We start from the raw sequence: 26,585 nt of genomic DNA on the forward strand, positions 1-26,585 counted from the left end.
AAGATTTCAAGATTTCAAGATTTCAAGATTTCAAGATTTCAAGATTTCAAGATTTCAAGATTTTAAAGCCCTGCGTCACTTTTCTAACCTCTGACTTTACGTCATTCCGAGGAGCCTAATCGACATCAGGAATCTCTTTACTTAATCAAACCTTTTAGCTTTTTGACTTACCCGCAGCACTTCTTATATTTCTTTCCGCTACCACAGATACATGGGTCATTGCGGCCGATTTTAAAGCTCTCAACCGTTTGGTTTAGACGGGGGTCAATCTCAGGCTCTGATCGTTTTTCTTGTTCATCTTCTTGCTCAGGGAAGGTGCCATCAATGTAATACCAAAAACCGTCTTCACGAACAAAGCGCGAACGTTCTTGCATACAGAACTGCTCAGCTCCGTCGTTGAAGTAAGCTTTAAACTCAACAAAGCCTTCGTTTTCATGTGAACCTGCGGCTGTACCGATGACCTCTAAACCCGCCCAATCACTATCTATGGATTCGGCAATACCTTCTCTCTGCGCTTCTGCATTACAAGTCGGGTGGTAAGTAGCAACCACATAATCCACCAAACCAAGTACATGTGCAGAATAACGTGAGCGCATCAATTGCTCGGGTGTTTCAACGGCACTGTGGTTAAGGTGTGCTGATTCACAGCATTGTTGGTAAGTATTTTTGCTACCGCATGGGCATGAAGACATAGTCAAATCCTGTAAAAATGGCCTCTATTAAGAGGCCATAAATGAATGCGTTGGAGTTTACCAAGAAACGATTGCTCGCCAAAGCTTAGTTTCGATTAGTATGGTTATGTGAAGTGGACTATTTCAATGAAGGTGATAACAGCTCTTGAGCCCAAGTCGTCGCTTCGTCATAAGCTTGCCCGAGCTCTGCTTCGCTTAGTTTGAGCAGTTTACGAATACGTGTTGCTTCATCCCATCGAGCTTGCTCATAAGCAATAACCATCGCCAAGATTGCACCTAATACGCCTTTTCGTTGTATCAGAGCTTGTTTAATCTCTTCATCAATAGGTACTGAGTCCAGCACTTGCTTCAACGGTTGGTCAAACAGAGAATCGAGTAGAGAGAACATACCAGTCAAAAAGGCTTGTCCGGGTTCAACTTTCACATTCATCTTCTCGACTAATAGTTCACACTCACGTGCACGTAATACCGCTAAACCATAGAGTGAATCTGGTTTGTCTTCTTTCGCGGATGCAATCGCCACAAGTGAAACGAACTTACGTAGCTTTTGCTCGCCAAGGAAGATAAGCGCTTGGCGAAATGACCGAATGGTTGTTGCTGAGCCGCCTGCGGAGTTCACATAGGCAAGTAACTTGTAAGACAGCGTGACATCTAGCGTAATTAAACGTTCTACTTCGCTAAAGTCGATAGGGTCGTGCGCAATCTCTTTTAACAGCTGAACAATCGTCAAGAACGCAGGGTTGAGAGCGCGAGTTTGAATCATTTCCGGCTTGCTGAAAAAATAACCTTGGAAGTAGGTGAAGCCTGCTCGATTTGCTTCTTGATATTCATCGTAAGTCTCGACCTTTTCTGCGAGGAACTTAATATCCAACCCTTTGAGAGAGTTCATGAACATTGAAGCTTTCGCGATTGAGATCAAACGGATATCAAACTTGATAATTGAAACGTACGGTAAAAAGCGCTTCCATGCTTTGCTTGGTACAAAGTCGTCTAACGCGATGGTGTAACCCGCGTCATAGATAGCTTTTATTGCTTCAAGTAGTTCGTCTGTTGGTTCGCAGTCTTCAAGAACCTCAACAACGAGGCTTTCTTTGGGAAACAGAGTCGGGACTAAGTTGATTAGGCTTGCATAAGGGAAGTTCACGAACCCCAATTTATCACCCAACGTATTATAGTGAGTTGATAAAAAGTGGTCGGAAAGCAAACGGCTAGTAGCGAGCTCCGGCTCTACTTCAGGGAAAGTGTTCTTAGGACCATCCCTGAATAGCAACTCGTAACCTATGGTTTTCTTGTCTGTATCGAGTATTGGTTGACGCGCTACGTATGAATATTTCAACTTGGTACTGTGTTCGGTTTATTTCTGGTAGAGAGATAATAGCTAATTCAGTAGAAATTACCATACACTTTCTATGAAAGTCTGACCGATAATAATAATCAAAGTGAAAGTTTAAGAGTGATGTTAAAAGCGGTTGCTAAACTCTCGATTCTGTAGTTCAAAACTTTGCGGAGTGAACACCAGCACTGAACCTTGCGTATACCAATCACCCAATACGATACGAGTTTTAGTGCAATCATTGACGTTAAAAGTGTGGATGTCAGGGCGATGAGTATGGCCGTGGATCATAAGATCGACGCTGTTTCGTTCCATCACATCTTCCACTTCTTGTTGTGTCACATCCATGATGTCGAGAGATTTGGTCTGCTTGTCATCTTTGATGTCAGATTGAACCTTCGAGACAATTTTCTTCTTGATGAAAAATGGAATTCTGTTGAAGACCCATTGCAGCCATGGTTGATGCACTTTTTCGCGGAAGGCGAGGTATTTTACATCTTCGGTACACAGGGTATCACCATGCAACACCACCGCTTTTTGCCCGTAGATATCGATCGTTGATACTTCATCTAGAAGTTGTACGCCCGTTTGCTTGGCAAATTTTTTGCCAACTAAAAAGTCGCGGTTACCTTGTGTGAAGTAGCAAGGTACGCCCGTTTTCACTAAGTCGATAAACGCTTGGCGGATAGAAGTCGCGAACTCACTCTTATCGTCGTCACCAATCCAGAATTCGAAAAGGTCGCCTAATACGTAAAGTGCATCCGCTTCTACGGCTTCTTTCTTCATAAAGGTTAAGAAGCAGTCAGTGATGTCTTGTCGTGACGGAGTAAGGTGCAGGTCTGATATAAAATATGTTTTCATAGGTCTAAAAAAAGGGAGCGATTCGCTCCCTATATCCTGATTTTATCGGGTCACCAATTATTAATACTAACCGAAAGCGATGAATTAAGCTTCGATTGTAGTACCAGTGATGATCACTTCTTCTAGAGGTACATCTTGATGCATACCCATAGAACCAGTGCTAACACCTTTGATCTTGTTTACGATGTCCATGCCTTCAACAACTTCTGCGAATACACAGTAGCCCCAACCGTCTAGGCTTTCGCTACGGAAGTTTAGGAAAGAGTTGTCGTTAACGTTGATGAAGAACTGAGAGCTCGCTGAATGCGGTTCCATAGTACGAGCCATTGCTAGCGTACCCACTTTGTTCGCTAGGCCGTTGTTTGCTTCGTTCTTGATAGTTGCACGAGTTGTTTTTTCTTTAAGGCCAGAAGTCATACCGCCGCCTTGAACCATGAAACCATCGATAACACGGTGGAATAGCGTGTTGTCGTAAAAACCGTCACGGCAATACTGTAGGAAGTTTGCGCTTGTTTCTGGTGCTTTTTCTTCGTTAAGTTGAACTTTGATGTCACCAAAATTTGTGTGAAGGATGATCATGATTGTTACCTTACTGTCTTTTTAATATGAAGTTCGAATTCTAGCGCATGTTGGCGGACTTTCAAATCACCAAATCATTAACTTAACTTGGTTGTTTGAGGTAATTACTGCTTTGGGGGATTACCTAATAACGCATGAATTGATATACTTGACCTCTTATTTTGATTAATACACAAATATAGATAGAGATCATGCTGAAAATTTATAACACACTCACAAGACAGAAAGAGGAATTCAAACCAATTACAGCTGGCAAAGTCGGCATGTATGTCTGTGGGGTAACCATATACGATCTCTGTCACATTGGTCATGGCCGCACGTTTGTTTCTTTCGATGTAGTAACTCGTTATCTTCGTTACCTTGGTTACGATTTGAACTTCGTTCGTAACATCACTGATATCGATGATAAAATCATCAAGCGCGCTAATGAAAATGGTGAGTCTTGTGATTCTCTGACTGAGCGCCTGATCGGGGAAATGCACGCGGACTTCGATGCATTGAACATGAAGCGCCCTGATGTTGAGCCTCGTGCGACTGAATTCATCACTGAAATCGTTGAGCTTGTTGAAAAGTTAATTGAGCGTGGTTTTGCTTATGTCGCAAGCAACGGCGACGTCATGTTCGAAGTTAAGAAATTTGACGAATACGGTAAGCTTTCAAAGCAAGACCTTGACCAGCTTCAAGCGGGTGCTCGTGTTGATGTCGATTCTGCAAAACGTAGCCCGTTAGATTTCGTTCTTTGGAAGATGTCTAAGCCAGGTGAACCTACGTGGGAATCACCATGGGGTCCAGGTCGTCCGGGTTGGCACATTGAGTGTTCAGCAATGAACTCTTCTATTCTTGGCAATCACTTCGATATCCACGGTGGCGGTTCAGATCTACAGTTCCCGCACCACGAGAACGAAATCGCACAATCTTGCTGCGCACACGGCACCCAGTATGTGAATACTTGGATGCACAGTGGCATGGTGATGGTAGACAGAGAAAAAATGTCTAAGTCACTGGGTAACTTCTTCACTATCCGTGACGTACTTCAGCATTACGATGCAGAAACAGTACGTTACTTCCTAATGTCTGGTCACTACCGTAGCCAACTGAACTACAGCGAAGATAACCTAAACCAAGCTCGTGCATCACTTGAGCGTCTCTACACATCACTTCGTGGCCTAGACGTTACAGCAGCTCCGGCTGGTGGTGAAGAGTACGTGACTCGTTTCTCTACAGCGATGAACGATGATTTCAACACTCCAGAAGCTTATTCAGTACTGTTTGAAATGGCTCGTGAAATCAACCGCATCAAAACTGAAAGCGTCGAAAAAGCAAGTGCACTAGGTGCATTGATGCGTGAACTGGCAGACATCATCGGTATTCTTCATCAAGACCCAGAGGCTTTCTTGCAAGGTGATGCGGCAGGCAACGATGACGAAGTGGCTGAAATCGAAGCGTTGATCAAACTGCGTAACGACTCTCGTGCTTCGAAAGATTGGGCGAATGCTGACCTTGCACGTGACAAGCTAAACGAGTTGGGTATTGTTCTGGAAGATGGTCCAGAAGGTACGACTTGGCGTCGTAAGTAAATATTATAAAAAGGGCTGATTTTCAGCCCTTTTTTCTAGCAAAAATTCTCTAATATCACCTTTTTATCTTCAACTTTTAATTAACAGGAATATTTCTGTGGCTCAGATGTATTTTTATTACTCGGCAATGAATGCGGGTAAATCAACAACACTTCTTCAGTCTTCATTCAACTACCAAGAGCGTGGCATGACGCCAGTGATCTTTACGGCTGCATTGGATGATCGTTATGGTATCGGTAAAGTTAGCTCTCGAATTGGTTTACAATCTGAAGCTCAACTTTTTAAAAATGACACCAATATGTTTGACGCTATCCAAAAACTCAATGAAGAAGAAAAGCGTCATTGTGTTTTGATTGATGAGTGTCAGTTCTTGTCGAAAGAGCAGGTGTACCAGTTAACAGAAGTGGTCGATAAACTGCATATCCCTGTACTTTGCTATGGTTTACGTACCGATTTCTTGGGTGAACTGTTTGAAGGTAGTCGTTACTTATTATCTTGGGCAGATAAACTGGTTGAGCTTAAAACCATTTGTCACTGTGGCCGTAAAGCTAATATGGTGATCCGTACCGACGAGCACGGTGTGGCGATTGCTGAAGGTGACCAAGTGGCTATTGGCGGTAATGATCAGTATGTTTCTGCTTGCCGTCTGCACTATAAAGAAGCGTTAGGTAAATAAACCGATCTCATAGTTCAGCTTGCTAAAACGAAAAACGGTGACCAAGTGTCACCGTTTTTGTTTATTGAGCCTGTGTTTTTACTTTATTCCAAGTCGCGCCTTTGCTTTATTCGAAATGGAGCTTTTGATTTATTCGAAGCCGAGCTGCTTCAATGCTTGATAGGCATGATCAACGTCATCGGGGATTGGCATCTCAATTTGAAAGCCTTGGGCTGGGTAGAATTTGATTCGTTCATAATCAGCAATCAATGCGCCCAACACCATGTCTAACGGCAACTCTTCGTTAAAGTAATCATCCCAATTTTGCCATTGTGAAGTCACCGTGACTTCTGTCGTTTCTTCAGGCCACTGTTTGCTGAAAGTGGCGTAGGTACGTTTCTCCATAAACGGCTTTTGCACTAAGGTCATCCTCTTTGGTGATAGGCCTCGCTCAGTAAGCAACTCGTATGTGAAACGGACATTTTCTCCAGTATTAGACGCTTGTTTTTCAATGACAATATCTGAATCTGGCACGCCACAGTCTCGCGCTATCGCGGCAAAGGTTTCTGCTTCTGAACGTTCAAAATTGCCTTCAGTGAAGCGTCCCACACCACCGGAAAAAACGATGTATGGGGCGATTTTTTTGTGATAAAGCGCGGCCGCATATTCCGCGACTCTTGTATCGTTGCTGCACAACACAAAAATACAGTCTGAAGGCGTAACCTTGTGACCCATAGACATAAAGTTCCAAAGGGTGTCGACTGAGCGATGCAGTTTTATGTTGGGATCTTTGTTAGCTATAGATTGTTCAGTCATGAAGTGTGTCCAGTGTGAATTCGAATTTAAATGAATAACCTAAGCCGAGAATCTTCTTTGAAGAGATCAGTTTGTCTGGGGTATCAACAACAGCGGGTAGAGGCTCACTGCTGTTGGCGCTTTTCAGTGCTGCGGCATAAAATTCCGCCTTACTTACTGTGTTTGGTGTTGTCACGTTAACCACTTCGTTGTGCAGTTGACTGATAGCGAAATCGACAGCGCCAATCGCGTCGTCAAGGTGCAGCATATTGGCTGGCGCTTGGGTGCTGACTTGTTTTAACTTGCTTGCAAAGCGTGATGGGTGACGGCTTGGGCCTATTAACCCACTAAAACGAAGAATGGTGTAGTCGATACCTGAATCAATCACTGACTGTTCAGCTTGCAGCATGATTCGCGCGTTATCGGAAAATAAAGACGCGTGCTCGTTATCTGAGGTTGAAAGGGCTAGCGATGCATCCAGTTCGTTCAACACACCCGGCTTGGTTGGGTATACCGTGGTTGAACTGACCATAATGAGCTTTTTAATGTTGGCCTTTTGGCATGCGTTGGTGAGCTGCTGCCAGTAGTCGGCATACTCTTGTCCAGCTCCTTTTCTAAAGCCAGGGGGGAAGCTACCAATTACAATCTCAGTGTTGTTTTCGAGTAACAGTGAATAGAGTCGCCCGATAGTCTGTTCTGGCTCGGATGAGTCAAAACTAAACACTTCACATGGGATTCGTTCGTTACCAATGGCCTCCGCTCCCGCTTGGGTCGTTTTCGTGACCACCACTCGGTTACCATGTTTTTCTAAATGTTCAGATAAAGGTGCACCTACCCATCCTGCACCGACTATAAATATAGAAGCCATGTGTTCCTCACAACTGAAAGCTATGGATTTACAATAAGCCTAACAAACCTTTGGCCAAAAATGAAAAAACTCCACGGCCGAAGCGAGTGGAGTTTTTGCTAGTACAATAGAGCTTTATTTAAGTACGCGAAGCAGCTTGTCTGCACGCTCTGCCATCTCAATACCTTCATCTGTTAGGTAACCGCCGTCTGGCTGAGTACAAAGGTTTTTTTCGAATAGGCGCTTAACAGCGTCTTGAGTTTCTTGAGCAGCCTCTTGATGAACTTTAATTCCAGTAGCAGCACTACTTACATCAAATTGAAGAAGGAGGTTTAAATCAGCAATATGTTCAGCGTTGTACTTCATAATTAACCTATATATTCATAACGTTCTCTACCTTCACCTTAGTGCGCATTCTCGGCTCAGGCAATAGCAAATAAAGAGAATTGATAAGTGATACCAAATTGATTGATTAATCATCGAGTGATGGGTTTATTTTGTTTATATTGGGTGATTTGCACCCACTTAAATCATCAGTGATGTTTATTGCTAAGTGGTTGTAATATATTGTGACTAGAAATAATTTGCATTGAGCGAATATTGTATAAAAAGGATATGCATAAGTGAGAGCGAACAAAGTAGCATTAACGATCAGTATGCTATTTGCTATCTCAGGTTGTCAAAGCACACCCTCAGAGCAGACAGACGCGAACCAAAACACAAACAACAATAATGAATCTACAATAGAAGTCCGTTCATTTCAGTCTGTCCAAAGCGTTTACTCCGAATGGGAAGTTAAGCTTGAAGACCATGCTCAATTGTCTCTCTATGCACCAGAGAATTACAATGAACTATTAGACGCATGGGATGATGCTGAAAGCATTTATGCGGACTTATTGAAAGACGAAACTCGAATAACCAAGAGTTACTCCATTTTTTCGAGCCTAACTTACGCTGAAGCCTTCGATGAAAAAATCGCTTTGATCAAATCAAACTATGACTCGATCTTAGTGTTAAAGAAGAAGGCTGACCGAGTACTCGCTGATTCGATTGTCCAAATGGATTACCTAAAGTTCCTTGGCGCAGATACCATGTTTACCTCGAGCTATAAACGTTTGTATTCAGAATACAGTGAGTTGTTCGAGTATGTGCTGGTCGATGAGCTTGAAGACGCTCAAGAAGCGCAGGTCGAATTTCTTAACAATGCTCGTTTACTCGAAGTTAAAGTGGCGCATAAGAAATACATCGAACCTTTGAAGAACGAATTAGAGTTCTTGGAAGATGAAGATTTTGATGATGTTGCTCCGCTGACCTTTGCGAAGGCGACATCTCAAATTGCGTTGGCCGAAAGCCAAGTGAAAGCCAGCCCTCGTGAAAAGTCGATCATTGAAGATGCGGTTCACGCTGCAGAGTTTGAATTGAATCACGTGCGCAGTGTCGCTCATGAAGTCAAAGTGCTCGCGAGTGTAAAAGGCGACAAGTTCGAACAGTCGGTTTTGAATGCTGAGAATCAGCTACTGAGCATTTCACAAATCGTTAATGATGAAGATTACCGTGATGTTGGGCTACGTCAGCAATCACAGAAGATTGTAGCGAGTGTTAAAGCGTTAAAAAACTCCGATATGACAGAGCTGTTAAAGTCAGAGATTGAAACTTTAACTGAGCAATTAGCTCTGCTGGAGTCTGAAAACCAGAAGCAAGCGCAGCAATTGTCTGAAGCAACCAAGCACAGTGAGTTTCTAGGTGAGCAGATTACGAAGAGTGATGCTCACATAAAAAGCTTAGAAGAGTTAGTGGATAGTTTGAAAAGCTTAGGTGGCAAAGTTGCCAACGAAAGTGACTCTGATGTGATGCCCCCGACTATTGAATCTAATTTAGAGGATGCAACCTTAGAACAATCATCAGAAGGAGTGATTGAACCTTCGGTTTAGTATCACTAATTTCTTTATTTGTGATTGAGTTAAAAGCGCCTAAGGGCGCTTTTTTGCGTTCTGTTGATCTATATCAAAATCTACAAATAAAAGCGCTCAGTGAGTCGTTATAGTGTACGTCATTCTTTTGGTTTTAATGTAACTTGTTGATATTTATAGGTGTGTTATTTTCTATGCTGATAACTAATCATTCAGCAGAGTTTTCTTTTTACTACTAAAGTCGTATGAATTTGGAATAACTCGGACTATTTGCTTTCAACAAGGCTGTGAGAGGCATTTTGAGCCTAAAATAGCTCTTGAATTCAGAAATGAAAGAGAGGATTATCGCGCTCCCGACGACATGTTTCAAAATGTAAATCATCATGAATCTAAACCAATTTGACTCATTATTACCGCCACAAATGGCTGAGCGCGCTGCAGATATTGGCGTAGGTAAAGCAACCAAAGACCCAATCAAATCTTTTCTCTTAGCGATTTCCGCTGGCATACATATCGGTATTGCGTTTGTGTTCTACACCATCGTAACGACCGGTGCTGGTGATTTGCCTTGGGGTATTACTCGCCTATTAGGTGGCCTTGCATTTAGCTTGGGCTTAATTCTCGTTGTTGTTACCGGTGGTGAGTTATTTACCAGCTCGGTGCTTACTCTGGTTGCTCGTGCAAGTGGCAAAATTACTTGGCGCACGCTCGTCAAGAACTGGGCTACGGTTTATGTAGGTAACTTGATTGGCGCATTGTTGCTGGTGGCATGTATGCTTCTGACCAAACAGTACATGTTTGACCATGGCCAGGTTGGTTTAAATGCAATGGCGATTTCCCAACACAAGATGCACCACGATTTTATCCAAGCTATCGCGCTTGGTATCATGTGTAATGTATTGGTTTGTATCGCGGTATGGATGACGTTTAGTGGACGTACACTGACCGACAAAATCGCAGTAATGATTTTACCTGTTGCGATGTTCGTATCGGCTGGTTTCGAGCACTGCATTGCGAATATGTTCCAAGTCCCTTTAGCTATCGGCATTAAAACATTTGCTCCAGCTGAATTCTGGACAATGACAGGCGCTAACCCAGCGGACTATGTTGACCTGAACATGATGGACTTTTTGATGAACAACTTGCTGCCCGTTACCATCGGTAACATCATTGGCGGTGGTATCTTTGTTGGTATGTGGTATTGGCTAATCTATTTACGTGACTAATTCAGTTTACGAGATTAGTTGAAGCTCATTGACAATACTGAACTGACTTATGACATTTACCAGAACACGGTCTGCATTGCAGGCCGTTTTTTATTTGTGGAAAACCTACTCACTCATTTCTCAAATTGTCATGTGAACGCTCAATAGTATTACTCAACGTATGTGTATATGTCTTTGAAAACACCGAAGGATCAACGGTAATGATCGTTCTTTGGATGGAAATGGACAAAAAAGGATCTATATTGATTTGGTTATCCACAATTTCTGTGGATAACCTGTCTCAAATTCAGTGAGTAACCAGGCCTCAAGGGAGTGGGGAGGTTATTTCGAAGGCTGTATTTTAGCGAGAACTCGTCCTTCTTTCGTCAAGCAATTCTTCAATGAAAGGTGAAGAGCAAGTGCCAAAGAGCAACTCATCATCACGAAAATAGCCAGCATGATCATCAGTTGATACTTAATCGCGATCATCGGTGACGCGCCACCAAGAATTTGTCCTGTCATCATTCCTGGTAGTGTCACTAAGCCTGTCGTAGCCATAGAAGCCATAATCGGAGACATCGCTTTCTGTATTGCATTACGTACAAACGGTGCTGCAGCGTAGGAGGGAGACGCGCCTAACGCGATTGCTGCTTCATATTCTGATTTCTGTGTTTCAAAAGCACCAAACAGGTTCTGCAATGCCACTATATTACTGCTTAAGCTATTACCCAATAACATTCCTGCGATCGGGATAAGGTACTGCGCGTTAAAAAGCGGTGTCGGTTTAATGATGAAAAAGCAGATAAACAAGACGATGGGTACACAGGTTACGGCAAGGCTTACGGCAACAGGCGCTAATAATAACTGTCTCGGTAGCCTAGACTTCTCAACAACCGAGCTCGCACCGACAATTATCATGGCAAATAACCACAACAAATTGACCCACAAACTATTCAAAGTAAATAAATATTCTAGGTAAAGACCCACAAGAAACAGCTGAATAACCATGCGAATGATGCTAATAGAGGCTTCTTTTCCAAGGCCGAGTTTCAGCTTGTGGTTGATGGCAATGGGCAGAAAGAGAAGTGAACCGAAGAGCAACAACTGCCACCAAGATATATCAATAACGTCTTGCATAGAGCTTCCTTTTAAGTAGGTCCCCATCATATCTGAAAGTGCCAAATGATGCATTTCAGCTTCAAACCCGTCGATTCAAAAAGTGCTCAATTATTTAACAACCAAAGTACAAAATATTGGTTGTTTAAGGCATTTTTAGCTACTACTTAGTAGGTAAAACGTTAAAATTGGTTACAATAAGGTTGCGTGAGTGTTGGGATTTAACATTTGTGAAATATACTTAATTCTTCACATTTGTTAATACTTTTTAATAACTTTGTTTAACTAAAAACAACTTTGGATGAGCTCAAAAAAGTATTGATTAGCAAGGGTTATAACAGGAGATTTGATTGAACCCTACTTTGAGTATGGTCTAAAATTTGTTGTTAGATACTTAAGAACTTTAGCCCCATAGAATGGGTTACTCGAAATTACTAAATACAAAATAGGCAAAATGTATGAGTGATGTTAATAAAATTGAAACTGGCGAAAAACGCTCGTTGGAGTGGAAGTCTTTCCTCTTCATCGCGGTGGTTCTCTTTCCAATATTAAGTGTGGCTTTTGTAGGCGGCTACGGCTTCCTAGTTTGGGCACTGCAAGTGTTTGTATTCGGACCTCCAGGTGCTCACGGCGGCATGTAATGCCCTCTAGTAACAACATTTTTTAAAATCAATATTTAAGAGAGCTAAACATGAAATCATTTTTAGTTAAATTATGGCGCACAATGACTCGCCCTGCGGTACACATCAGTCTTGGTGTACTAACTATGGGTGGCTTTATCGCCGGTGTTATTTTCTGGGGCGGTTTTAACACAGCTCTAGAGCACACAAATACAGAAGAATTCTGTGTAAGCTGTCACACCATGCGTGACAACGTATACGTAGAACTACAAGAAACGGTTCACTGGAAAAACACTTCTGGTGTACGCGCGACTTGTCCTGACTGTCACGTTCCACATGAATGGACAGCAAAAATCGCTCGTAAGATGCAAGCATCTAAAGAAGTATTCGCTCAAGTATTTGGTGACCTAGATACACCTGAGAAATTCGAAGCTCGTCGTATCGAATTGGCTAAACATGAATGGGATCGTTTCTCTTCGAACAAATCTCTAGAGTGTAAAAACTGCCACAACTACGATTCAATGGATTTCGAAAACATGCGCCCAACAGCGCGTATCCAGATGAAAAACGCGGCAGAGCGTGATCAAAGCTGTGTTGACTGCCACAAAGGTATTGCTCACAACCTTCCATTAGATATGGCATCAGCAAGCGGTATTGTTGGCGAGCTAGAAAATGTAGCAAGCAGCACATCTTACGCAAATGGTTCAGACGTAATCTCTATTCGTCACCTACCAATGTATACGGATGAGACAGCAACAGTTGAAGCGGGTCTATTAAGCCCTGCAAGTAAAGTTGCAGTGATCGACGAAAAAGGCGACATGATTAAGATTCAAATCGACGGTTGGCGTAAAGCGAAAGGCTTCGGACGTGTAATCCAAGAAGACTTCGGTATGAACATCTCGACTGCAATCTTGACGAAAGAAGTATCTCAAAGTGACGTAATCACTGTTGGTGAGAAGAAAGAAGATGAGCTAACTGGTCTTCCTTGGGAAGAAGTTAACCTAGCACTTTGGATGAAGAAAGAGTCTATGGTTGATAACTTCGATCCAATCTGGAACGCAGCTGGTCAAGCGTACCAATCTAACTGTTCAACGTGTCACTCACAGCCAGATGAAGCTCACTTCAGCGCTAACGGTTGGGTAGGCATGCTAGATGGTATGATTGCGTTCGTTAACTTCGATACAGATACAGAAGCACTTGTTCTTAAGTATCTACAGAAGCACTCATCAGATTTTTCTGAAGGCCATCACTAATAAGACGTCAATTGGAGTAACACAATGGCAATTACAAGAAGAAGTTTTCTGAAAGGTGTCGCTACTACAAGTGCGGCATCGGTTATCGGTCCAAGCTTATTGGCGTCGGCATCAGCGTCTGCTGCAGAAACAGACGGCGCGTGGAAAGTCTCTGGTTCTCACTGGGGTGCATTCCGAGCTCGTGTTTATGCGGGTAAAGTACAAGAAATTAAACCTCTAGAAATCGATCAACACCCAACTGAGATGTTGAAAGGTATTAAAGGTATTATCTACAGCCCATCACGTGTGCGTTACCCAATGGTTCGCCTAGATTGGTTGAAGAAGCATAAATACAGCGCAGATACGCGTGGTAACAACCGCTTTATTCGTGTGACTTGGGATGAGGCACTAGACCTTGTTTACCGTGAACTGGAGCGCGTACAGAAAGATTACGGTCCATGGGCGCTTCACACCGGTCAAACTGGTTGGAGACAAACTGGTCAGTTCCACAGCTGTACTAACCACATGCAACGTGCAATGGCACTTCACGGTTACTCTGTGAAGAAAATCGGTGACTACTCAACAGGTGCTGGTCAAACGATCATGCCTTACGTGCTAGGTTCGACTGAAGTTTACGCGCAAGGTACATCTTGGGAACTTATCCTAGAAAACAGTGACAACATTGTTCTTTGGGGTAACGATCCAGTTAAAAACCTGCAAGTAGGTTGGACATGTGAGACGCACGAGTCGTTCGCATACCTAGAACAGCTGAAAGAAAAAGTTGCTAAGAAAGAGATCAACGTTGTTTCTGTTGACCCTGTTAAAAACAAAACAGGCCGTTACCTAGAAAACGAGCAAATGTACATCAACCCACAAACTGATGTGGCGTTCATGCTTGGTGTTGCTCACGTTCTTTACAACGAAGATCTATACGACAAGAAGTTCATCGAAACTTACTGTCTAGGTTTTGAAGACTTCATCAAGTACGTTCAAGGTGAAACGAAAGATAAAGTTGAGAAGACACCAGAATGGGCTGCAGAAATCTGTGGTGCAAGCGCGGACTCTATCCGTGAATTCGCTAAGATGCTGGTTAACGGTCGTACACAGATTCTTGTGGGTTGGAGTATCCAACGTCAAGAGCACGGTGAACAGCCTTACTGGATGTGTGCAGTTATCGCAGCAATGGTTGGCCAAATTGGTCTACCTGGCGGCGGTATCTCTTACGGTCACCATTACTCAGGTATCGGTGTATCTTCAACTGGCTTCGCTGCTCCGGGTTCTTTCCCGCTGAACATCGACCAGGGTCAATCGCCTAAGCACACTAACACTGATTACAACGGTTACAGCCGCGTAATCCCTGTTGCTCGTTGGGTAGATAGCCTGCTAGAGCCAGGTAAGAAGATCAAAGCGAACGGTTCAACGGTAACACTACCTGATATCAAAATGATGGTATTCAGTGGTAACAATCCGTGGCACCACCACCAAGATCGCAACAAGATGCGTAAAGCATTCAAGAGCCTACAAACTGTAGTGGCTGTTGATTTCGCTTGGACTGCAACTTGTCGTCACTCTGATATCGTGCTTCCAGCATGTACTCAGTGGGAGCGTAACGATATCGATGGTTACGGTGCATACTCTGGCCGTGGTTTGATCGCGATGCACAAACTAGTTGATCCTCTGTTCCAGTCTAAGACTGACTTCGAGATCATGTCTAGCCTAACTAAGCGTTGGGGTCGTTACGACGATTACACGCGTGGTATGGATGAAATGCAGTGGGTTAAATCTCTGTACGACGAATGTCGAGCTTCAAACGAAGGTAGCTTCGAAATGCCTGAGTTTGCTGAGTTCTGGGAAAAAGGTTTCCTAGACTTCGGTAAAGGTAAGCCATGGACTCGTCACGCTTCATTCCGTGAAGACCCAGAGATCAATGCTCTAGGTACACCTTCTGGTTTCATCGAAATTACAAGCCGTACTGTAGGCAACATGGGTTACGAGCACTGTCAAGAACACCCAATGTGGTTCGAGAAATCTGAACGTTCACACGGTGGTCCAGGTTCTGACAAACACCCGTACTGGCTACAATCTTGTCACCCAGACAAGCGTCTTCACTCTCAGATGTGTGAATCTGAAGAGTGGCGTGCGACTTACGCGGTACAAGGTCGTGAGCCAATCTACATCAACCCAGTAGATGCTAAGAAGAAAGGCATCAAAGATGGTGACGTAGTACGTGTGTTCAACGACCGTGGTCAACTACTAGCGGGTGCTGTTCTAATGGATAGCTATGCTCCTGGTGTTGTTCGTATCGAAGAAGGTGCTTGGTACGGTCCGATCAACGAGAAAGTGGGCGCGCTAGATACATACGGCGATCCAAACACACTGACTCAAGATATCGGTACGTCTGAACTTGCTCAAGCAACGTCAGCAAACACATGTTTGGTAGACTTCGAGAAGTTCCAAGGCAAACTGCCTCCAGTAACTTCATTCGGTGGTCCAATCGAAGTTTCTTAAGCATCTCGCTTAAAAGCTAAGATTAAAGCTTGAATTAAAGCCCCTGTAAGCACTCTTACGGGGGCTTTTTGTATTTTAGATGTCTGTGTTGCTGTTTCTAATAAGCCTTGTGACAAGGCGAATAGAGGGCATTTTTGAGATAGGTTGTAACGTGCTGTTTGAGATAGGTGACAGAAGCAATGACGCGGAAACAAAAAGGCCGATACAAAGTACCGACCTTACAGAAGCCTATGGAGTTAGCTCTGATCAAGTTAGATCTCAAACATAAACCAATAGCCATAAGCACAGATTAAAGCGGGCACACTTGAATACAAGGTTGCGACCAGTGCTGCTTTCGGTGCCATCGCAATCGCAGGAAATAGTGCATCACCATCATTTGAAATTGCGTTACCTACCTGAGCCGAAAGTGGTAGTGCGCCTGAAAGGTATAAGCTAGTGACCAATAATTGTGGTCCACAGCCCGGTAGCAAACCCATCAACACGCCAGCCAGGGGGAGCATGATGCCCCAGCTTGAGAATAGCGTCGCAAAATCGACATTTGCAATGACAGAGCCAAATTCAAAGAAAAGAAAGGCAACCACCACCCAAGCGGTAACAAAGTTTGTGTCTTGAGCGGTCTTTTGCAGTGGATGAGAGCCTACACATTTTTCGTCCTCACTCACAGCTGATTTGTAATCCTCAATTTCACGGGTCAGCCCCCACAGAAACATTGAGCTAATCAGTAAAATTGTTCCCACCCATTCCATTGACATTTCAGGCAAAGCGAGCAGCTCGTTGACATCGACTTGAAAAGAGCCAAGTAGGGCCACCGCTGCACCGGGAATAATTAGGACTGACCATAGGTAGCCTTGCAGATTGATCGCCTTTTTAGATACCGCTTCTTTGTCTTGAGATTGGGAAGCACAGCTGTTGGAGGCTTCATTTTGCTCAGTCTGTTTTGGACGTAAGAAGTCATCGGCATGGAATAGGTTAATGATTCGACCTGAAGCAGTACCCACAATCACGCCCATCGCCATCATGGCTAAACCAGTTTTAGGTTCGCTAGCAATCAGCAGGAAGGCTGCGTCACCCATCGTGGAAACAAGCACCGCAACAACCGCACCAAACCCGAGTTTGCCGGATATAAATTGCGTGGTTACCACAATCGCACCGCCACAACCGGGTAAAGCCCCCATGAGTGCCGCAAATACCACTTGGTTTGAACGAGACTGATGTACAAGCTTGTTAAAGACGTTGTCCTTATTGATGTAAAGGCTTAACCAGTGGTAAATCGCCAAGGTTAAAGCAACATAGCAAGACACTGCCCAGAACGCGTCTGACAGAGTGGTCACCGTCAATTCACGTGTAGCGGGAGCGGCCACAAGAGCGGCAAGTGAGATAGGTAATAGCAGTCGCTTAAATGACAGTGAAAACTGAGTTGTTTTCGAAGCACGACTGCTTGGCAAAAAAGAGATTAGACGATCCATAGGTGTTACTCAAAATTAGTGGCTTAAGATAAATATATACGAATGATAATAATTATCAATTGCATTTGTTGTTTTTTTATCTATTGTTACTATTGGCTAAACCTAGGAAACATGACCAATCTAAAAAAATGAGGTAAAGTATGGCTAATAAAGAGAGGCTCTAAAGGTAGAGTCATAATTGTTAGTGTAATAGGAAGAAACATGATTTTAGTTGTTGGTCACAAAAACCCTGATAGTGACAGTATTTGTAGTGCGTTAGTTGCAACAGAGCTTCTTAAAGCTCGTGGCGAGGAAGCGACACCAATTCGCCAAGGCGAGATCAACCGCGAAACTCAACACATTCTAGAAGTTGCTGGCGCTGAAAAACCAGAGCTTCGTACTTCTGTTGCTGGTGAGAAAATCTGGCTAGTAGACTACTCAGATCTAGCACAAGCACCAGACGATGTTGCTGAAGCAGAGATCGTAGGTATTGTTGATCACCACCGTCTAGGCGACGTGATGACAGTAAACCCAATGGAAGCTTGGATCTGGCCTGTTGGTTGTACAAACACTGTACTTTTCAACATGTTCAAGATTGAAGGTCACGCTATCTCTCAACAAATCGCTAAGCTAATGATGTCTGCAATTCTTTCAGACACAGTTGGTTTCGCATCTCCAACATGTACTCAAAAAGACAAAGACGCGGTTGCTGAACTTGCTGAAATCGCAGGTGTAGAAGACGTTGATGCATTCATCAAAGCACTTCTAATCGCTAAAACAAACATCGAAGGCCTATCTGCTGCACAGCTAGTAGAAAAAGACCTTAAAGGCTACCCATTCAATGGTCGCGATGTTGTTGTTGGTCAAGTTGAACTTGCGACTCTTGAGCAAGTAGACGGCATGATTGAAGCTCTAGAAGCTGATCTTGAAGAGCGTTGTGAGAAAGACGGTCTAGCATTTGCTGCGGTAATGCTAACTGACATCACTACTGCGCAAACTCGTCTTCTTTACAAAGGTGAGTGGGCTGAGAAATTAGTTAAGCACGAGAAAGACGGCGTATTGATGATGGAAAATACACTAAGCCGTAAGAAGCAAGGCTGGCCTTGGCTACAAGGTGAGCTTGTTTAATCAAGTCACTTAAATAATAAACGCCTGCTACTTTAGCAGGCGTTTTTCTTTGAAGTAGATTTTCTTCTTCATCGATAATGTTTGAAGTTAAAAGTACTCGGCATAAAATAGCTTTAAGAACAAAGTTACTGATTAAAGTAGGAAATTAAGATGACTACACAGCTAGACGATAAAAAAATCGCTGAAATCAACAAGTATACGGGCGAGCAACGCCTGAAGTACTGTGTGAAAGAAATCGTAGCAAACCGTGAAGTATGGATCTTAACCGATGAACACGGTTGTGTAATGCTGAACACAGAAGATGAAGACTGTGTTCCAGTATGGCCAAACCAAGAGTTCGCAGAGTCATGGGCAACGGGTGATTGGTCTGAGTGTAAAGCTGAGTCTATCTCGCTAAACAAATGGCACAGTCGGTGGACTAACGGTCTAGAAGACGATGAACTTGCTGTCGTTGTATTCCCGAACGAGCAAGAAGAAGGCGTTATCCTGTTCCCTGATGAGTTCGACTTCGAGCTGAAGAAGCAAGCCGCTAAGCGCTAATCTTCTCGTAACATCATAAGTCAGCGTTGCCTTCTGCTAGGCAGCGCTTTAGTTCTGTTTGATCGTTTCAGCTCTCCCTAAACAACAAATCACTATCTCACGTTCTAATTAGTATCCAATCAACTGATACAGAGGTGCTTGTTGTGCGTCCTTTGCTGCTCGTTGAAGTACGCCTTTCTCGCTGTATTTCTTTAGAATCTTTTTCACCACAGGCTTAGCTTGTGCTTTGGTCATTCCCGCTTTCAATTCCGGTTCATACAACAGCTTTAGTAGCATTACATCTAATGGTGATAACAGGTCTTCTGGCGTGTGATCATTGAAGATAGAAGGGTAGGCCTTGTCGGAATCATTCGGGAGCCCTAGCACTTGCGTTATCTCTTCTACGATACAGGCGACTAGCTTACCTCGCGATCTTGCCTGATCTACGGGAATCACAATCCCAGCGTAAACAATCTCACTTTTAGAATTGGTTCGATAACCCGCCGTGCAGATAGCGTTATTTAAATGCTGAGTTGATTTGAGTTTAAGTACCGATTTCGCCTCAGACACCCACTGGCTCTGCCTCGTGTATATCCATTTAACGTTCGCTTCAGATTCTTTGCTGACAATTGTTATAGGGTGTTGAGTGACTTCGGATAAATGTTGGATATGAAGCTCGGTGAGTTCTTGATGCAGTTCTTCATCGCCCACTCGATGATCAATCCAAATCTTGATCGGTTGTTTCCATTTGGCCAGTGGTTTACTGCCTTGGGAATATTCGTGTTGCAGCGCGACGTTATAAAACGCGGTTTCAACGAAGGTTCTATCTAACCAAGTAAGAGGAGTGCTTACGGCGTTAAAGGAGAGAGTTGCAAGCAAGAGGGGAAGCATTGAAGCTTTTGTTAGCATGCGTTACCCCCTCTAGTGGCGAGTGAAAAAGCGAAACCAGTTTAGTGGTTGGGCGCTTTGGAGAAATGGCTCTCAACCAGTCTTTGCGTGATTTGGTGAGTTGGGTTGGTCAGCACTTGATCCGTTTCACCGCTCTCAACCACATTGCCTTCGTGCATCACGATGATCTTGTCGGTGATGTGCTTAACAATACCTAGGTGTTGAGATACGTAAACGAACGACACGCCCATCTCTTCTTGCAGCTCTAAGAACAAGTTAATAATCTGAGAGCGCATTGCCATGTCCAAACCATTTAACGCTTCATCAGCGACAATGATGGATGGCTGAAGTATCAAGGCACGAGCCAAACAAACCCTCTGTTTCTGGCCCGCAGCAAGCATCTGAGGGTAGAAGTAAGCATGTTCCGGTAGAAGACCTACGCGCAGTAGTGTGTCTTTCACGCGGCGCATACGGGCTTCTGGTGGCATGTTGGTATTTCGCTTCAATGGGCCTTCAAGAATTCGACCAATCTGAATGCGTGGATTAAGTGATGTATTCGGATCTTGGAAGATCATTCGAATCAGCTTACAACGAGTTGAATAGTCTTTGTGTTCTAGCTTTTCGCCGTTCACGCGGATCTCACCCGCAGTCGGTTCAACCATGCCTGCGAGCATTCTCGCTAATGTTGATTTCCCAGAGCCATTCTGACCGATAAAACCAATCGTCTGGCCTGCTTCAAGGGAAAAGCTAACCGGCTTCACCGCCTGATGAATCTTCTTACGAAAAAGACCAGAGCGAGTCGTAAAGTCTTTAGATAGATCACTGACTTCTAATAATGCACTCATGATTTCTTTTTCTTCTCCATATTCAGAGGGAAGTGACAGTTAAATTTATGGTTCTTGATACGTTTAGTATGTGGGATCTCCACACATTGCCTTTGCGCGTATGGGCAACGTGGGCCTAACCGACAACCAATAGGTAGATGTTGCAACGGCGGAATTGATCCTGGTAAAGACTGTAGCTTCTCCTTGTGGGGAATCCAGTCGTTAAAGTCTGGCATCGCTTTTAGCAAAGCAACGGTGTAAGGGTGCTTAGGTGCATCCAATAGTTTCTGCGTATCAGCAGATTCTACAGATTGGCCACAGTACATAACGGTAATACGAGTCGCCCATTGGGTAATGGTAGTTAAGTCATGGCCGATCAGCACGATGGTCGTGTTATTGATCTGATTCATACGACTCAACAGACGCAGTATTTGAGACTGCGTAATTGGGTCTAAATCGTTGGTTGGCTCATCCGCTATTAAGACTTTTGGTTTGGCAGCTATCGCCATTGCGATCATGACTTTCTGACACTCACCATCGGTTAGTTCATAAGAGTAACTGTCCATTAGACGAGAGTGGTCTTTGATACCTACTTTGTGCAGTAACGCTATGGCCTGCTTCTTACGCCACTTAAATCGCTGCCACCAACGACCTTCAAATGCGTGGGAAGGAATCGCTTCAATGAGTTGGTTGCCTACTTTTTCAGAAGGGTCAAGACAGGTCGATGGCTCTTGGAAGATCATCGCGATATCGCGTGCGATCACTCGTCGCCTTTCTTTCGGCGTCAGTTGCAGCAGGTCGATATTACCTAAGCGCATTCGGTCTGCAGAAACCTTCCAGTTTTCTTTACAAACCCCGACAATTGCCTTTGCAACCAAGCTCTTACCTGAGCCAGACTCACCTACTAAGCCACGAATTTCCCCTTCATTGAGGGTAATACTCATTCGATCTACTGCTTTAACCATGCCTTGAGGGGTCTCAATTTCGATGGTTAGATGTCGAATATCAAGTAACGGCATTATTCGATTCCTGCATTTAGCGCTTGGCGAACACCTTCACCGACGAGGTTAATCACGATAACTGTAAACATAATAGCTAAGCCGGGTAGGGTTACTGTCCATGGCGCAAGGTAAATCAACTCGACCGAATCACCTAAGATTGAGCCCCATTCCGTACTTGGTGCTTGAGCGCCAAGCCCCAAGAAACCTAAGGCCGTGATATCAAGAATTGCAACTGACAGTGCCAGAGTCACTTCAAGAGCGACCACGGTAAGAATGTTAGGAAGGATTGAGTTCCATAGTAGGTAGAAATCGTTCGCACCATCAAGGCGAGATGCCAGAATGTAGTCCTTCTCTACTTCAGCGTGCACGGCAATGTACACCGAGCGAATAAAGCGTGGAATCAGTGCCAAGCACAAGGCAAGCAAGATATTAAACTCACCAAAGCCAAGGAATGCCACGAAGATAATCGCCAGCAGAAGAGATGGGATTGACATCACGGTATCAAGCAGGTGATTGAGCGTGCTTGATAGCAACCCACGCGTCATCCCGGCAAGTACGCCAATCAGACAGCCAATGACTGCTGCGATAAAGGTAATCACCACCGCAGCGCCGAAAGTAAGTTGAGAGCCAATTATTAGGCGAGAAAGAATGTCTCGGCCTAAGTCATCAGTACCTAGAAAGTATTCAACCGTACCCGCAGGGTCCCACGAGGGAGGGGTTAGAAGATGTCCCGTTTGCTCTTGTGCATCATGTGGTGCTAACCACGGTGAAGTGACGGTAACTAGAATGATAAGCACCAAACACCACAAGCCAAACATCGCCAGATTGTTGCTACGGAAGCTGCGCCAGAAACGTTCGAACTGGGTTGGAATCTGTTCTTCTTGGTAGACGTTATTTGTTAGCATACCATTCCTTCCTTACCAGTGGATTGATCATCGCGCCCAGTAGATCGGACAGAATATTTGCAGTCAAAACCAAGGTTGCCACTACAATTACGCCTGCTTGAATTGAAACATAATCTTGATTCGATAATGCATCCAATAACCAGCGGCCAATACCCGGCCAGTTAAAGATAGACTCGGTAATAATAGCAAGCGTTAACATACTTGATAGTTGAACGCCGACCTTAGGAATAATCGGTGGTATTGCATTTCTCAACACGTGTTGAGTGATGATCTCTCTAGTTGATAGACCCTTAATTCGCGCGGCGCGGATGTAGTTTTGAGTCATCACTTCAGCTACTGATGCTCTCATCAATCGGATTACCTGAGTCGTTGGGGCGAGCGCTAAAACAAGGCAAGGCAACGCCATATGCTCGATAACACTTTGTAGTGCGTGTGCACGGTAACGGCCTTCGGCAAAAAAGGCATCTATCATCGCGAAGCCAGTCACGTGTTCAATTTCGTAAAGCAGGTCGTATCGACCGCCAACCGGGAACATTTCAAAGTGCAGAGAAAATACCATGATCATCAACAATGCGACCCAAAATATAGGTGCAGAGTAACCGGCCATAGAGGTAAACGATATTGTCGTATCGACAAACTTACCTTGTCTCATACCTGCAATCGTGCCGAAAGGGATGCCGATAAACAGCGCAAGCACAAAGGCAAAGAAGCACAGTTCTAACGTTGCAGGGAATACAACGGCCAACTCATCGATGATAGGTACACCGTGTTTGCTTAGACCAAAGTTTAGTGTCGATAATTCAGTGATATAGCTGATCCAACCGGGCCAGAAATCTTGAATTGCCCAAGGTGAGGTTTGGTCTAATCGAAGCAGGGCGAAACCTACTAACGTCAGAATCCCCAACGTAATAATGAATAAGTTTACACGTCTTAATGTATACCAAAACATCACTGCACCTCTCTTCTGACTTGGTCAAAAGGTTGAGCATTGAACGGGCTCTGTTTAAAACCGGTTAGCGAACGATCGTGCACGCGGAATTGTACGCCGTGAGCGAGAGGGATCACAGGAACTTCTTCATTGAGAATGTTTTGGGCTTGTCGATACAAGTTCACACGGTGCCTTTGTTGATTGATCTCTAATGCTAAGTCGAGAAGGAAATCAAAGTCTGAATTACACCACATAGAGACATTTAATCCTGCGCGTTCTGAGCTGCATGATAGAAGTGGACGCAAGAAGTTATCTGGATCCCCCGTATTGCCTATCCAGCCAGTAAGCAACAAGTCTGTTGAGGAAATAGAGGATAACTGTGTGCGGTCAAATCGATCGTCGGTATAGAGTTTCAGCTCGATACCAATATCGGCCAAGTTTGCTTGGATCAATTCTGCGGTTTTTCTTGGGCTTGGGTTGTATGCGCGTGGCTCTAGTGGTACCCACATCGAAAGCTCTAATCCAGGTTCAACACCAGCTTCTTTTAGAAGCGCAATTGCATAGTTTCGATCATAACGAACTTGAACGCTGTCTTTTTGGTAAGCCCAAGACGTAGGAGGAAGCAATGTGTAGGCCTTAGTACCTGTGCCGTAATACACAGAATCAAGAATGTTCTGACGATTGATGGCTAGGTTGAGCGCTTTACGAACTCGAGAATCGCGTAGTGCAGGGTGCTCAGTATTCAGCGCAATGAAAGAGACATTAACCGCCGGTGTAGCAGAAATTTTCAGCTCTTCATGAGCTTGAATAATAGGGATCTGACTAGAAATCGGTGAGTTCAACACGTCACACTCACTGCGGAGAAGCTTGGCAAGTGTGCCTGTCCCACGTTGTGAAGTATCAAACACAACTTGGTCCATTTGTACTTCTCCCCTCCAGTAGTGCTTGTTTTTTTTCAAGCGAACTAGGTCATTGATCTGGTATTCGTCTAAGTAGAAAGGACCAGTGCCGACCGGGTTGGAATCGATTTGATTTTTCTCGTCCGCAGCAATGAGCTTATTGGCATATTCTTTAGAATGAATGACCGCATAGCTGGTGGCGATATTGTTGAGAAATGAATTGTCTGGGCGACTTAATTGGAATTTCACCGTTAGGTCGTCAACTGCAGTGATATCGACGATCAGGTTTTTGAAGTCGATTCCGGCAAACCATGGATATAGGCCACCGCCTACATAATGAAATGGGTTTGAACTATCAATGACACGTTCAAAGCTAAACACCACGTCTTGCGCATTCATGCTACGAGTTGGGGTGAACCAGTCTGTAGTTTGGAACGCAACATTTGGGCGCAGTTTGAACGTGTACTCTGTACCAGATTTATCAACAGACCAACTTGTCGCCAAGTTCTGCTTTGGTCGGTAAGTCATCGGATCAAGAGTGAGCAGTGTATCGAAGATTTGAGGGCTCAGTGATTCTGCGGTAATACCACTATCAACCAGCTGTGGGTTGAAGGTACTAGGATTACCTTGGCCGCAATAAATGAAGCCTTTTTCACGGATTTGCTCGTGATCCATACTCTCACCACATCCAGCTAGAAAGCTCAGCGTGCAGATGCTCAGTGATAGTTTTATTAGTGCTTTCATAAAAAGAAATACTTTTCGAAACGAGGCGTTAGAGGGGCCTCAAGATCCGGATAATTTAACATTTTATTTATTCGGCTCCAAATAATAATCTAGTGTGGGCAGCTATTTATCGTTAGCTTGTCCGACAATCGCGTACTTCCTCACCATTCCTCGTAATTGGTTGTAGGTTAACCCGAGTAATTCAGCGGCTTGCTTCTGGTTGTACTTGCTTTGTTTTAAGGCTTGATTGAGTAGCTTGATGTCTTGCTGCTCCTGCCATGCTTTGTAATCCAACGGCAAAGAAAAAGCGCTATCAGATGAAGTATGGCTGTTGGACTGAGCATTGCCAGTTTCTGGCGTCGAATCTTGTTCTGTTTTCCATGCTGGTTTGAATGGGTTAAACACCAAAGATTCAATAGGATATGGATTCTTACCATGCTGATAGATTGCCCGCTCAATGACGTTTTTGAGTTCTCGTACATTCCCCGGCCAAGAGTAATCCAACAGCGCCTCAACGGCTGATGGGGCAAAACCGACAAACAGCTCCAATTCCAATTCACGACACATCTTAATGGCGTAGTATTCTGCTAGCAGCGTGATGTCTTCTTTGCGCTCACGAAGAGGTGGGATAGTAATTACATCAAACGCTAATCTATCAAGTAAATCGGCTCGGAATTCGCCCTTTAATGCCATGTCTGGCAAGTCGGCATTGGTCGCACACACCAGTCTTACATTCGCACTTAAAGCTTTTTGTCCGCCGACACGTTCATATTGTCCGTATTCAATAACACGTAACAACTTTTCTTGAACTGCAAGCGGGGTTGTTGCCAGCTCATCAAGAAACAGAGTGCCGCCCTCCGCCCTTTCAAAGCGGCCTTGATGACGGCCTTTTGAGCCCGTGAAAGAACCGGATTCATGACCAAACAACTCAGAATCAATCAAACCTTCGCTGAGGGTTGAACAGTTCAGCGAGATTAAAGGTTGATCCCAACGTCTTGAAAGGTAATGCAGCCTTTGTGCGATCAATTCTTTACCCGTACCACGCTCGCCAATGATCAGTATGGGTCTTTCGATTGGAGCCAGTTGAGAAACTTTATCCAAAACAGAGAGAAAACTAGGGGATTCACCAATGAGGTTCTGCTGCATAGCGGGTCCTTGTATTAGCTGAGCGCTGATGGAAGTCATTTAGGCTGTAGTGGTGAAAAATACCAATACTTGGTTAAATTCATCATAGCATGGTTCGGATTAATCGCCATTACATTGTAAGCTACTGATAATTAATGCCTTAAAAGTTGGCATGCTACTTGGATTACTTATGGTAGGTTTAATAACAAACGTAAATTTGCGAGCAAGTGAGTAAAGGGTCGAACAACGATTTAGAACGCATTTGCCATC

The 26,585-nt window shown here is 44.1% G+C and carries 25 protein-coding genes; 9 read left to right on the top strand and 16 right to left on the bottom strand.

Going from position 1 to position 26,585, the window contains the following annotated elements; genetic code table 11:
• Nucleotides 1-167: 167 nt before the first annotated feature.
• From ACED45_RS01735 to ACED45_RS01750, 4 genes are all read right to left on the bottom strand, one after another.
• Nucleotides 168-692 carry a YchJ family protein gene (locus tag ACED45_RS01735; protein WP_371713216.1) on the bottom strand — a complete coding sequence of 175 codons (525 nt, stop codon included), beginning with the start codon at nucleotides 690-692 and terminating at the stop codon, nucleotides 168-170.
• A 118-nt stretch (nucleotides 693-810) separates the two neighbouring features.
• Nucleotides 811-2,028: an EAL and HDOD domain-containing protein gene (locus tag ACED45_RS01740; protein ID WP_371713217.1), complete on the bottom strand. Its 1,218-nt coding sequence runs from the start codon at nucleotides 2,026-2,028 to the stop codon at nucleotides 811-813.
• Nucleotides 2,029-2,151: 123 nt separating this feature from the next.
• Nucleotides 2,152-2,886: a UDP-2,3-diacylglucosamine diphosphatase gene (gene lpxH / locus ACED45_RS01745; protein ID WP_017078987.1), complete on the bottom strand. Its 735-nt coding sequence runs from the start codon at nucleotides 2,884-2,886 to the stop codon at nucleotides 2,152-2,154.
• An 84-nt stretch (nucleotides 2,887-2,970) separates the two neighbouring features.
• Complete coding sequence (locus ACED45_RS01750) at nucleotides 2,971-3,465, bottom strand: peptidylprolyl isomerase (protein ID WP_004734582.1); 495 nt, start codon at nucleotides 3,463-3,465, stop codon at nucleotides 2,971-2,973.
• A gap of 191 nt (nucleotides 3,466-3,656) precedes the next feature.
• Here ACED45_RS01750 and cysS point away from each other — a divergent pair, with 191 nt between their 5' ends.
• The gene (cysS, locus tag ACED45_RS01755) at nucleotides 3,657-5,042 is read left to right on the top strand and encodes a cysteine--tRNA ligase (protein ID WP_004734583.1); all 1,386 of its coding nucleotides are present in this window, start codon (nucleotides 3,657-3,659) and stop codon (nucleotides 5,040-5,042) included.
• A gap of 97 nt (nucleotides 5,043-5,139) precedes the next feature.
• Nucleotides 5,140-5,718 (top strand): thymidine kinase, encoded by a 579-nt coding sequence (locus ACED45_RS01760; RefSeq protein ID WP_004734584.1) that lies wholly within the window; start codon nucleotides 5,140-5,142, stop codon nucleotides 5,716-5,718.
• Between the two features lie 129 nt (nucleotides 5,719-5,847).
• Here ACED45_RS01760 and ACED45_RS01765 read toward each other — a convergent pair whose 3' ends face one another.
• The 3 genes from ACED45_RS01765 to ACED45_RS01775 form a co-directional block, all read right to left on the bottom strand.
• Nucleotides 5,848-6,513 carry a YdcF family protein gene (locus tag ACED45_RS01765; protein WP_371713218.1) on the bottom strand — a complete coding sequence of 222 codons (666 nt, stop codon included), beginning with the start codon at nucleotides 6,511-6,513 and terminating at the stop codon, nucleotides 5,848-5,850.
• Nucleotides 6,506-7,360 carry an NAD(P)H-binding protein gene (locus tag ACED45_RS01770; protein WP_371713219.1) on the bottom strand — a complete coding sequence of 285 codons (855 nt, stop codon included), beginning with the start codon at nucleotides 7,358-7,360 and terminating at the stop codon, nucleotides 6,506-6,508. Before ACED45_RS01770 ends, ACED45_RS01765 begins: the two co-directional genes overlap by 8 nt.
• A gap of 114 nt (nucleotides 7,361-7,474) precedes the next feature.
• Nucleotides 7,475-7,705 carry a TIGR02647 family protein gene (locus tag ACED45_RS01775; RefSeq protein WP_017630468.1) on the bottom strand — a complete coding sequence of 77 codons (231 nt, stop codon included), beginning with the start codon at nucleotides 7,703-7,705 and terminating at the stop codon, nucleotides 7,475-7,477.
• 257 nt (nucleotides 7,706-7,962) lie between these two features.
• On the opposite strand from ACED45_RS01775, the gene ACED45_RS01780 reads away from it, so the two are divergent.
• Both ACED45_RS01780 and focA read left to right on the top strand, forming a co-directional pair.
• Entirely contained in the window at nucleotides 7,963-9,270 is a 1,308-nt protein-coding gene (locus ACED45_RS01780; protein WP_327784001.1) for an ATPase, read from the top strand.
• A gap of 362 nt (nucleotides 9,271-9,632) precedes the next feature.
• Nucleotides 9,633-10,475: a formate transporter FocA gene (gene focA, locus ACED45_RS01785; RefSeq protein WP_048614492.1), complete on the top strand. Its 843-nt coding sequence runs from the start codon at nucleotides 9,633-9,635 to the stop codon at nucleotides 10,473-10,475.
• 321 nt (nucleotides 10,476-10,796) lie between these two features.
• Here focA and ACED45_RS01790 read toward each other — a convergent pair whose 3' ends face one another.
• A complete protein-coding gene (locus ACED45_RS01790) occupies nucleotides 10,797-11,591 on the bottom strand; it encodes an ABC transporter permease (RefSeq protein WP_371713220.1) in 795 nt (264 codons plus the stop codon).
• Between the two features lie 437 nt (nucleotides 11,592-12,028).
• Between ACED45_RS01790 and torE the strand changes: the two genes are divergently transcribed.
• Genes torE through torA form a run of 3 tightly spaced genes read left to right on the top strand, consistent with a single transcriptional unit; the run spans nucleotide 12,029 to nucleotide 15,930 of the window.
• A complete protein-coding gene (gene torE / locus ACED45_RS01795) occupies nucleotides 12,029-12,211 on the top strand; it encodes a trimethylamine N-oxide reductase system protein TorE (RefSeq protein ID WP_008222628.1) in 183 nt (60 codons plus the stop codon).
• A gap of 50 nt (nucleotides 12,212-12,261) precedes the next feature.
• Nucleotides 12,262-13,443, top strand: coding sequence for a pentaheme c-type cytochrome TorC (torC, locus tag ACED45_RS01800; RefSeq protein ID WP_004734592.1), 1,182 nt, complete (start codon nucleotides 12,262-12,264; stop codon nucleotides 13,441-13,443).
• 24 nt (nucleotides 13,444-13,467) lie between these two features.
• Nucleotides 13,468-15,930 (top strand): trimethylamine-N-oxide reductase TorA, encoded by a 2,463-nt coding sequence (gene torA, locus ACED45_RS01805; RefSeq protein ID WP_048609404.1) that lies wholly within the window; start codon nucleotides 13,468-13,470, stop codon nucleotides 15,928-15,930.
• 251 nt (nucleotides 15,931-16,181) lie between these two features.
• Here torA and ACED45_RS01810 read toward each other — a convergent pair whose 3' ends face one another.
• On the bottom strand, nucleotides 16,182-17,396 hold the full coding sequence (locus ACED45_RS01810; RefSeq protein ID WP_102433197.1) for a putative manganese transporter: 1,215 nt from the start codon (nucleotides 17,394-17,396) through the stop codon (nucleotides 16,182-16,184).
• Between the two features lie 201 nt (nucleotides 17,397-17,597).
• Here ACED45_RS01810 and ACED45_RS01815 point away from each other — a divergent pair, with 201 nt between their 5' ends.
• Nucleotides 17,598-18,503, top strand: a complete 906-nt coding sequence (locus ACED45_RS01815; RefSeq protein ID WP_048658327.1) for a manganese-dependent inorganic pyrophosphatase — start codon at nucleotides 17,598-17,600, stop codon at nucleotides 18,501-18,503.
• 150 nt (nucleotides 18,504-18,653) lie between these two features.
• Complete coding sequence (locus ACED45_RS01820; protein WP_004734596.1) at nucleotides 18,654-19,043, top strand: DUF2750 domain-containing protein; 390 nt, start codon at nucleotides 18,654-18,656, stop codon at nucleotides 19,041-19,043.
• 108 nt (nucleotides 19,044-19,151) lie between these two features.
• Here ACED45_RS01820 and ACED45_RS01825 read toward each other — a convergent pair whose 3' ends face one another.
• From ACED45_RS01825 to pspF, 7 genes are all read right to left on the bottom strand, one after another.
• Entirely contained in the window at nucleotides 19,152-19,931 is a 780-nt protein-coding gene (locus ACED45_RS01825) for a DUF2927 domain-containing protein (protein WP_371713221.1), read from the bottom strand.
• A 41-nt stretch (nucleotides 19,932-19,972) separates the two neighbouring features.
• Complete coding sequence (locus ACED45_RS01830; RefSeq protein WP_017060304.1) at nucleotides 19,973-20,755, bottom strand: peptide ABC transporter ATP-binding protein; 783 nt, start codon at nucleotides 20,753-20,755, stop codon at nucleotides 19,973-19,975.
• Entirely contained in the window at nucleotides 20,752-21,753 is a 1,002-nt protein-coding gene (locus tag ACED45_RS01835) for a peptide ABC transporter ATP-binding protein (protein ID WP_048658329.1), read from the bottom strand. The genes ACED45_RS01830 and ACED45_RS01835 overlap by 4 nt, the downstream gene beginning before the upstream one ends.
• The gene (gene sapC / locus ACED45_RS01840) at nucleotides 21,753-22,640 is read right to left on the bottom strand and encodes a putrescine export ABC transporter permease SapC (protein WP_048658330.1); all 888 of its coding nucleotides are present in this window, start codon (nucleotides 22,638-22,640) and stop codon (nucleotides 21,753-21,755) included. The genes ACED45_RS01835 and sapC overlap by 1 nt, the downstream gene beginning before the upstream one ends.
• Nucleotides 22,627-23,589, bottom strand: a complete 963-nt coding sequence (locus tag ACED45_RS01845) for an ABC transporter permease (RefSeq protein ID WP_048658331.1) — start codon at nucleotides 23,587-23,589, stop codon at nucleotides 22,627-22,629. Before ACED45_RS01845 ends, sapC begins: the two co-directional genes overlap by 14 nt.
• On the bottom strand, nucleotides 23,589-25,211 hold the full coding sequence (sapA, locus tag ACED45_RS01850) for an ABC transporter substrate-binding protein SapA (protein WP_371713222.1): 1,623 nt from the start codon (nucleotides 25,209-25,211) through the stop codon (nucleotides 23,589-23,591). Before sapA ends, ACED45_RS01845 begins: the two co-directional genes overlap by 1 nt.
• A gap of 102 nt (nucleotides 25,212-25,313) precedes the next feature.
• Nucleotides 25,314-26,336: a phage shock protein operon transcriptional activator gene (gene pspF, locus ACED45_RS01855; RefSeq protein WP_048658333.1), complete on the bottom strand. Its 1,023-nt coding sequence runs from the start codon at nucleotides 26,334-26,336 to the stop codon at nucleotides 25,314-25,316.
• Nucleotides 26,337-26,585: the final 249 nt, after the last annotated feature.

Source organism: Vibrio crassostreae (assembly GCF_041439375.1).
GTDB classification, from domain to species: domain Bacteria; phylum Pseudomonadota; class Gammaproteobacteria; order Enterobacterales; family Vibrionaceae; genus Vibrio; species Vibrio crassostreae_D.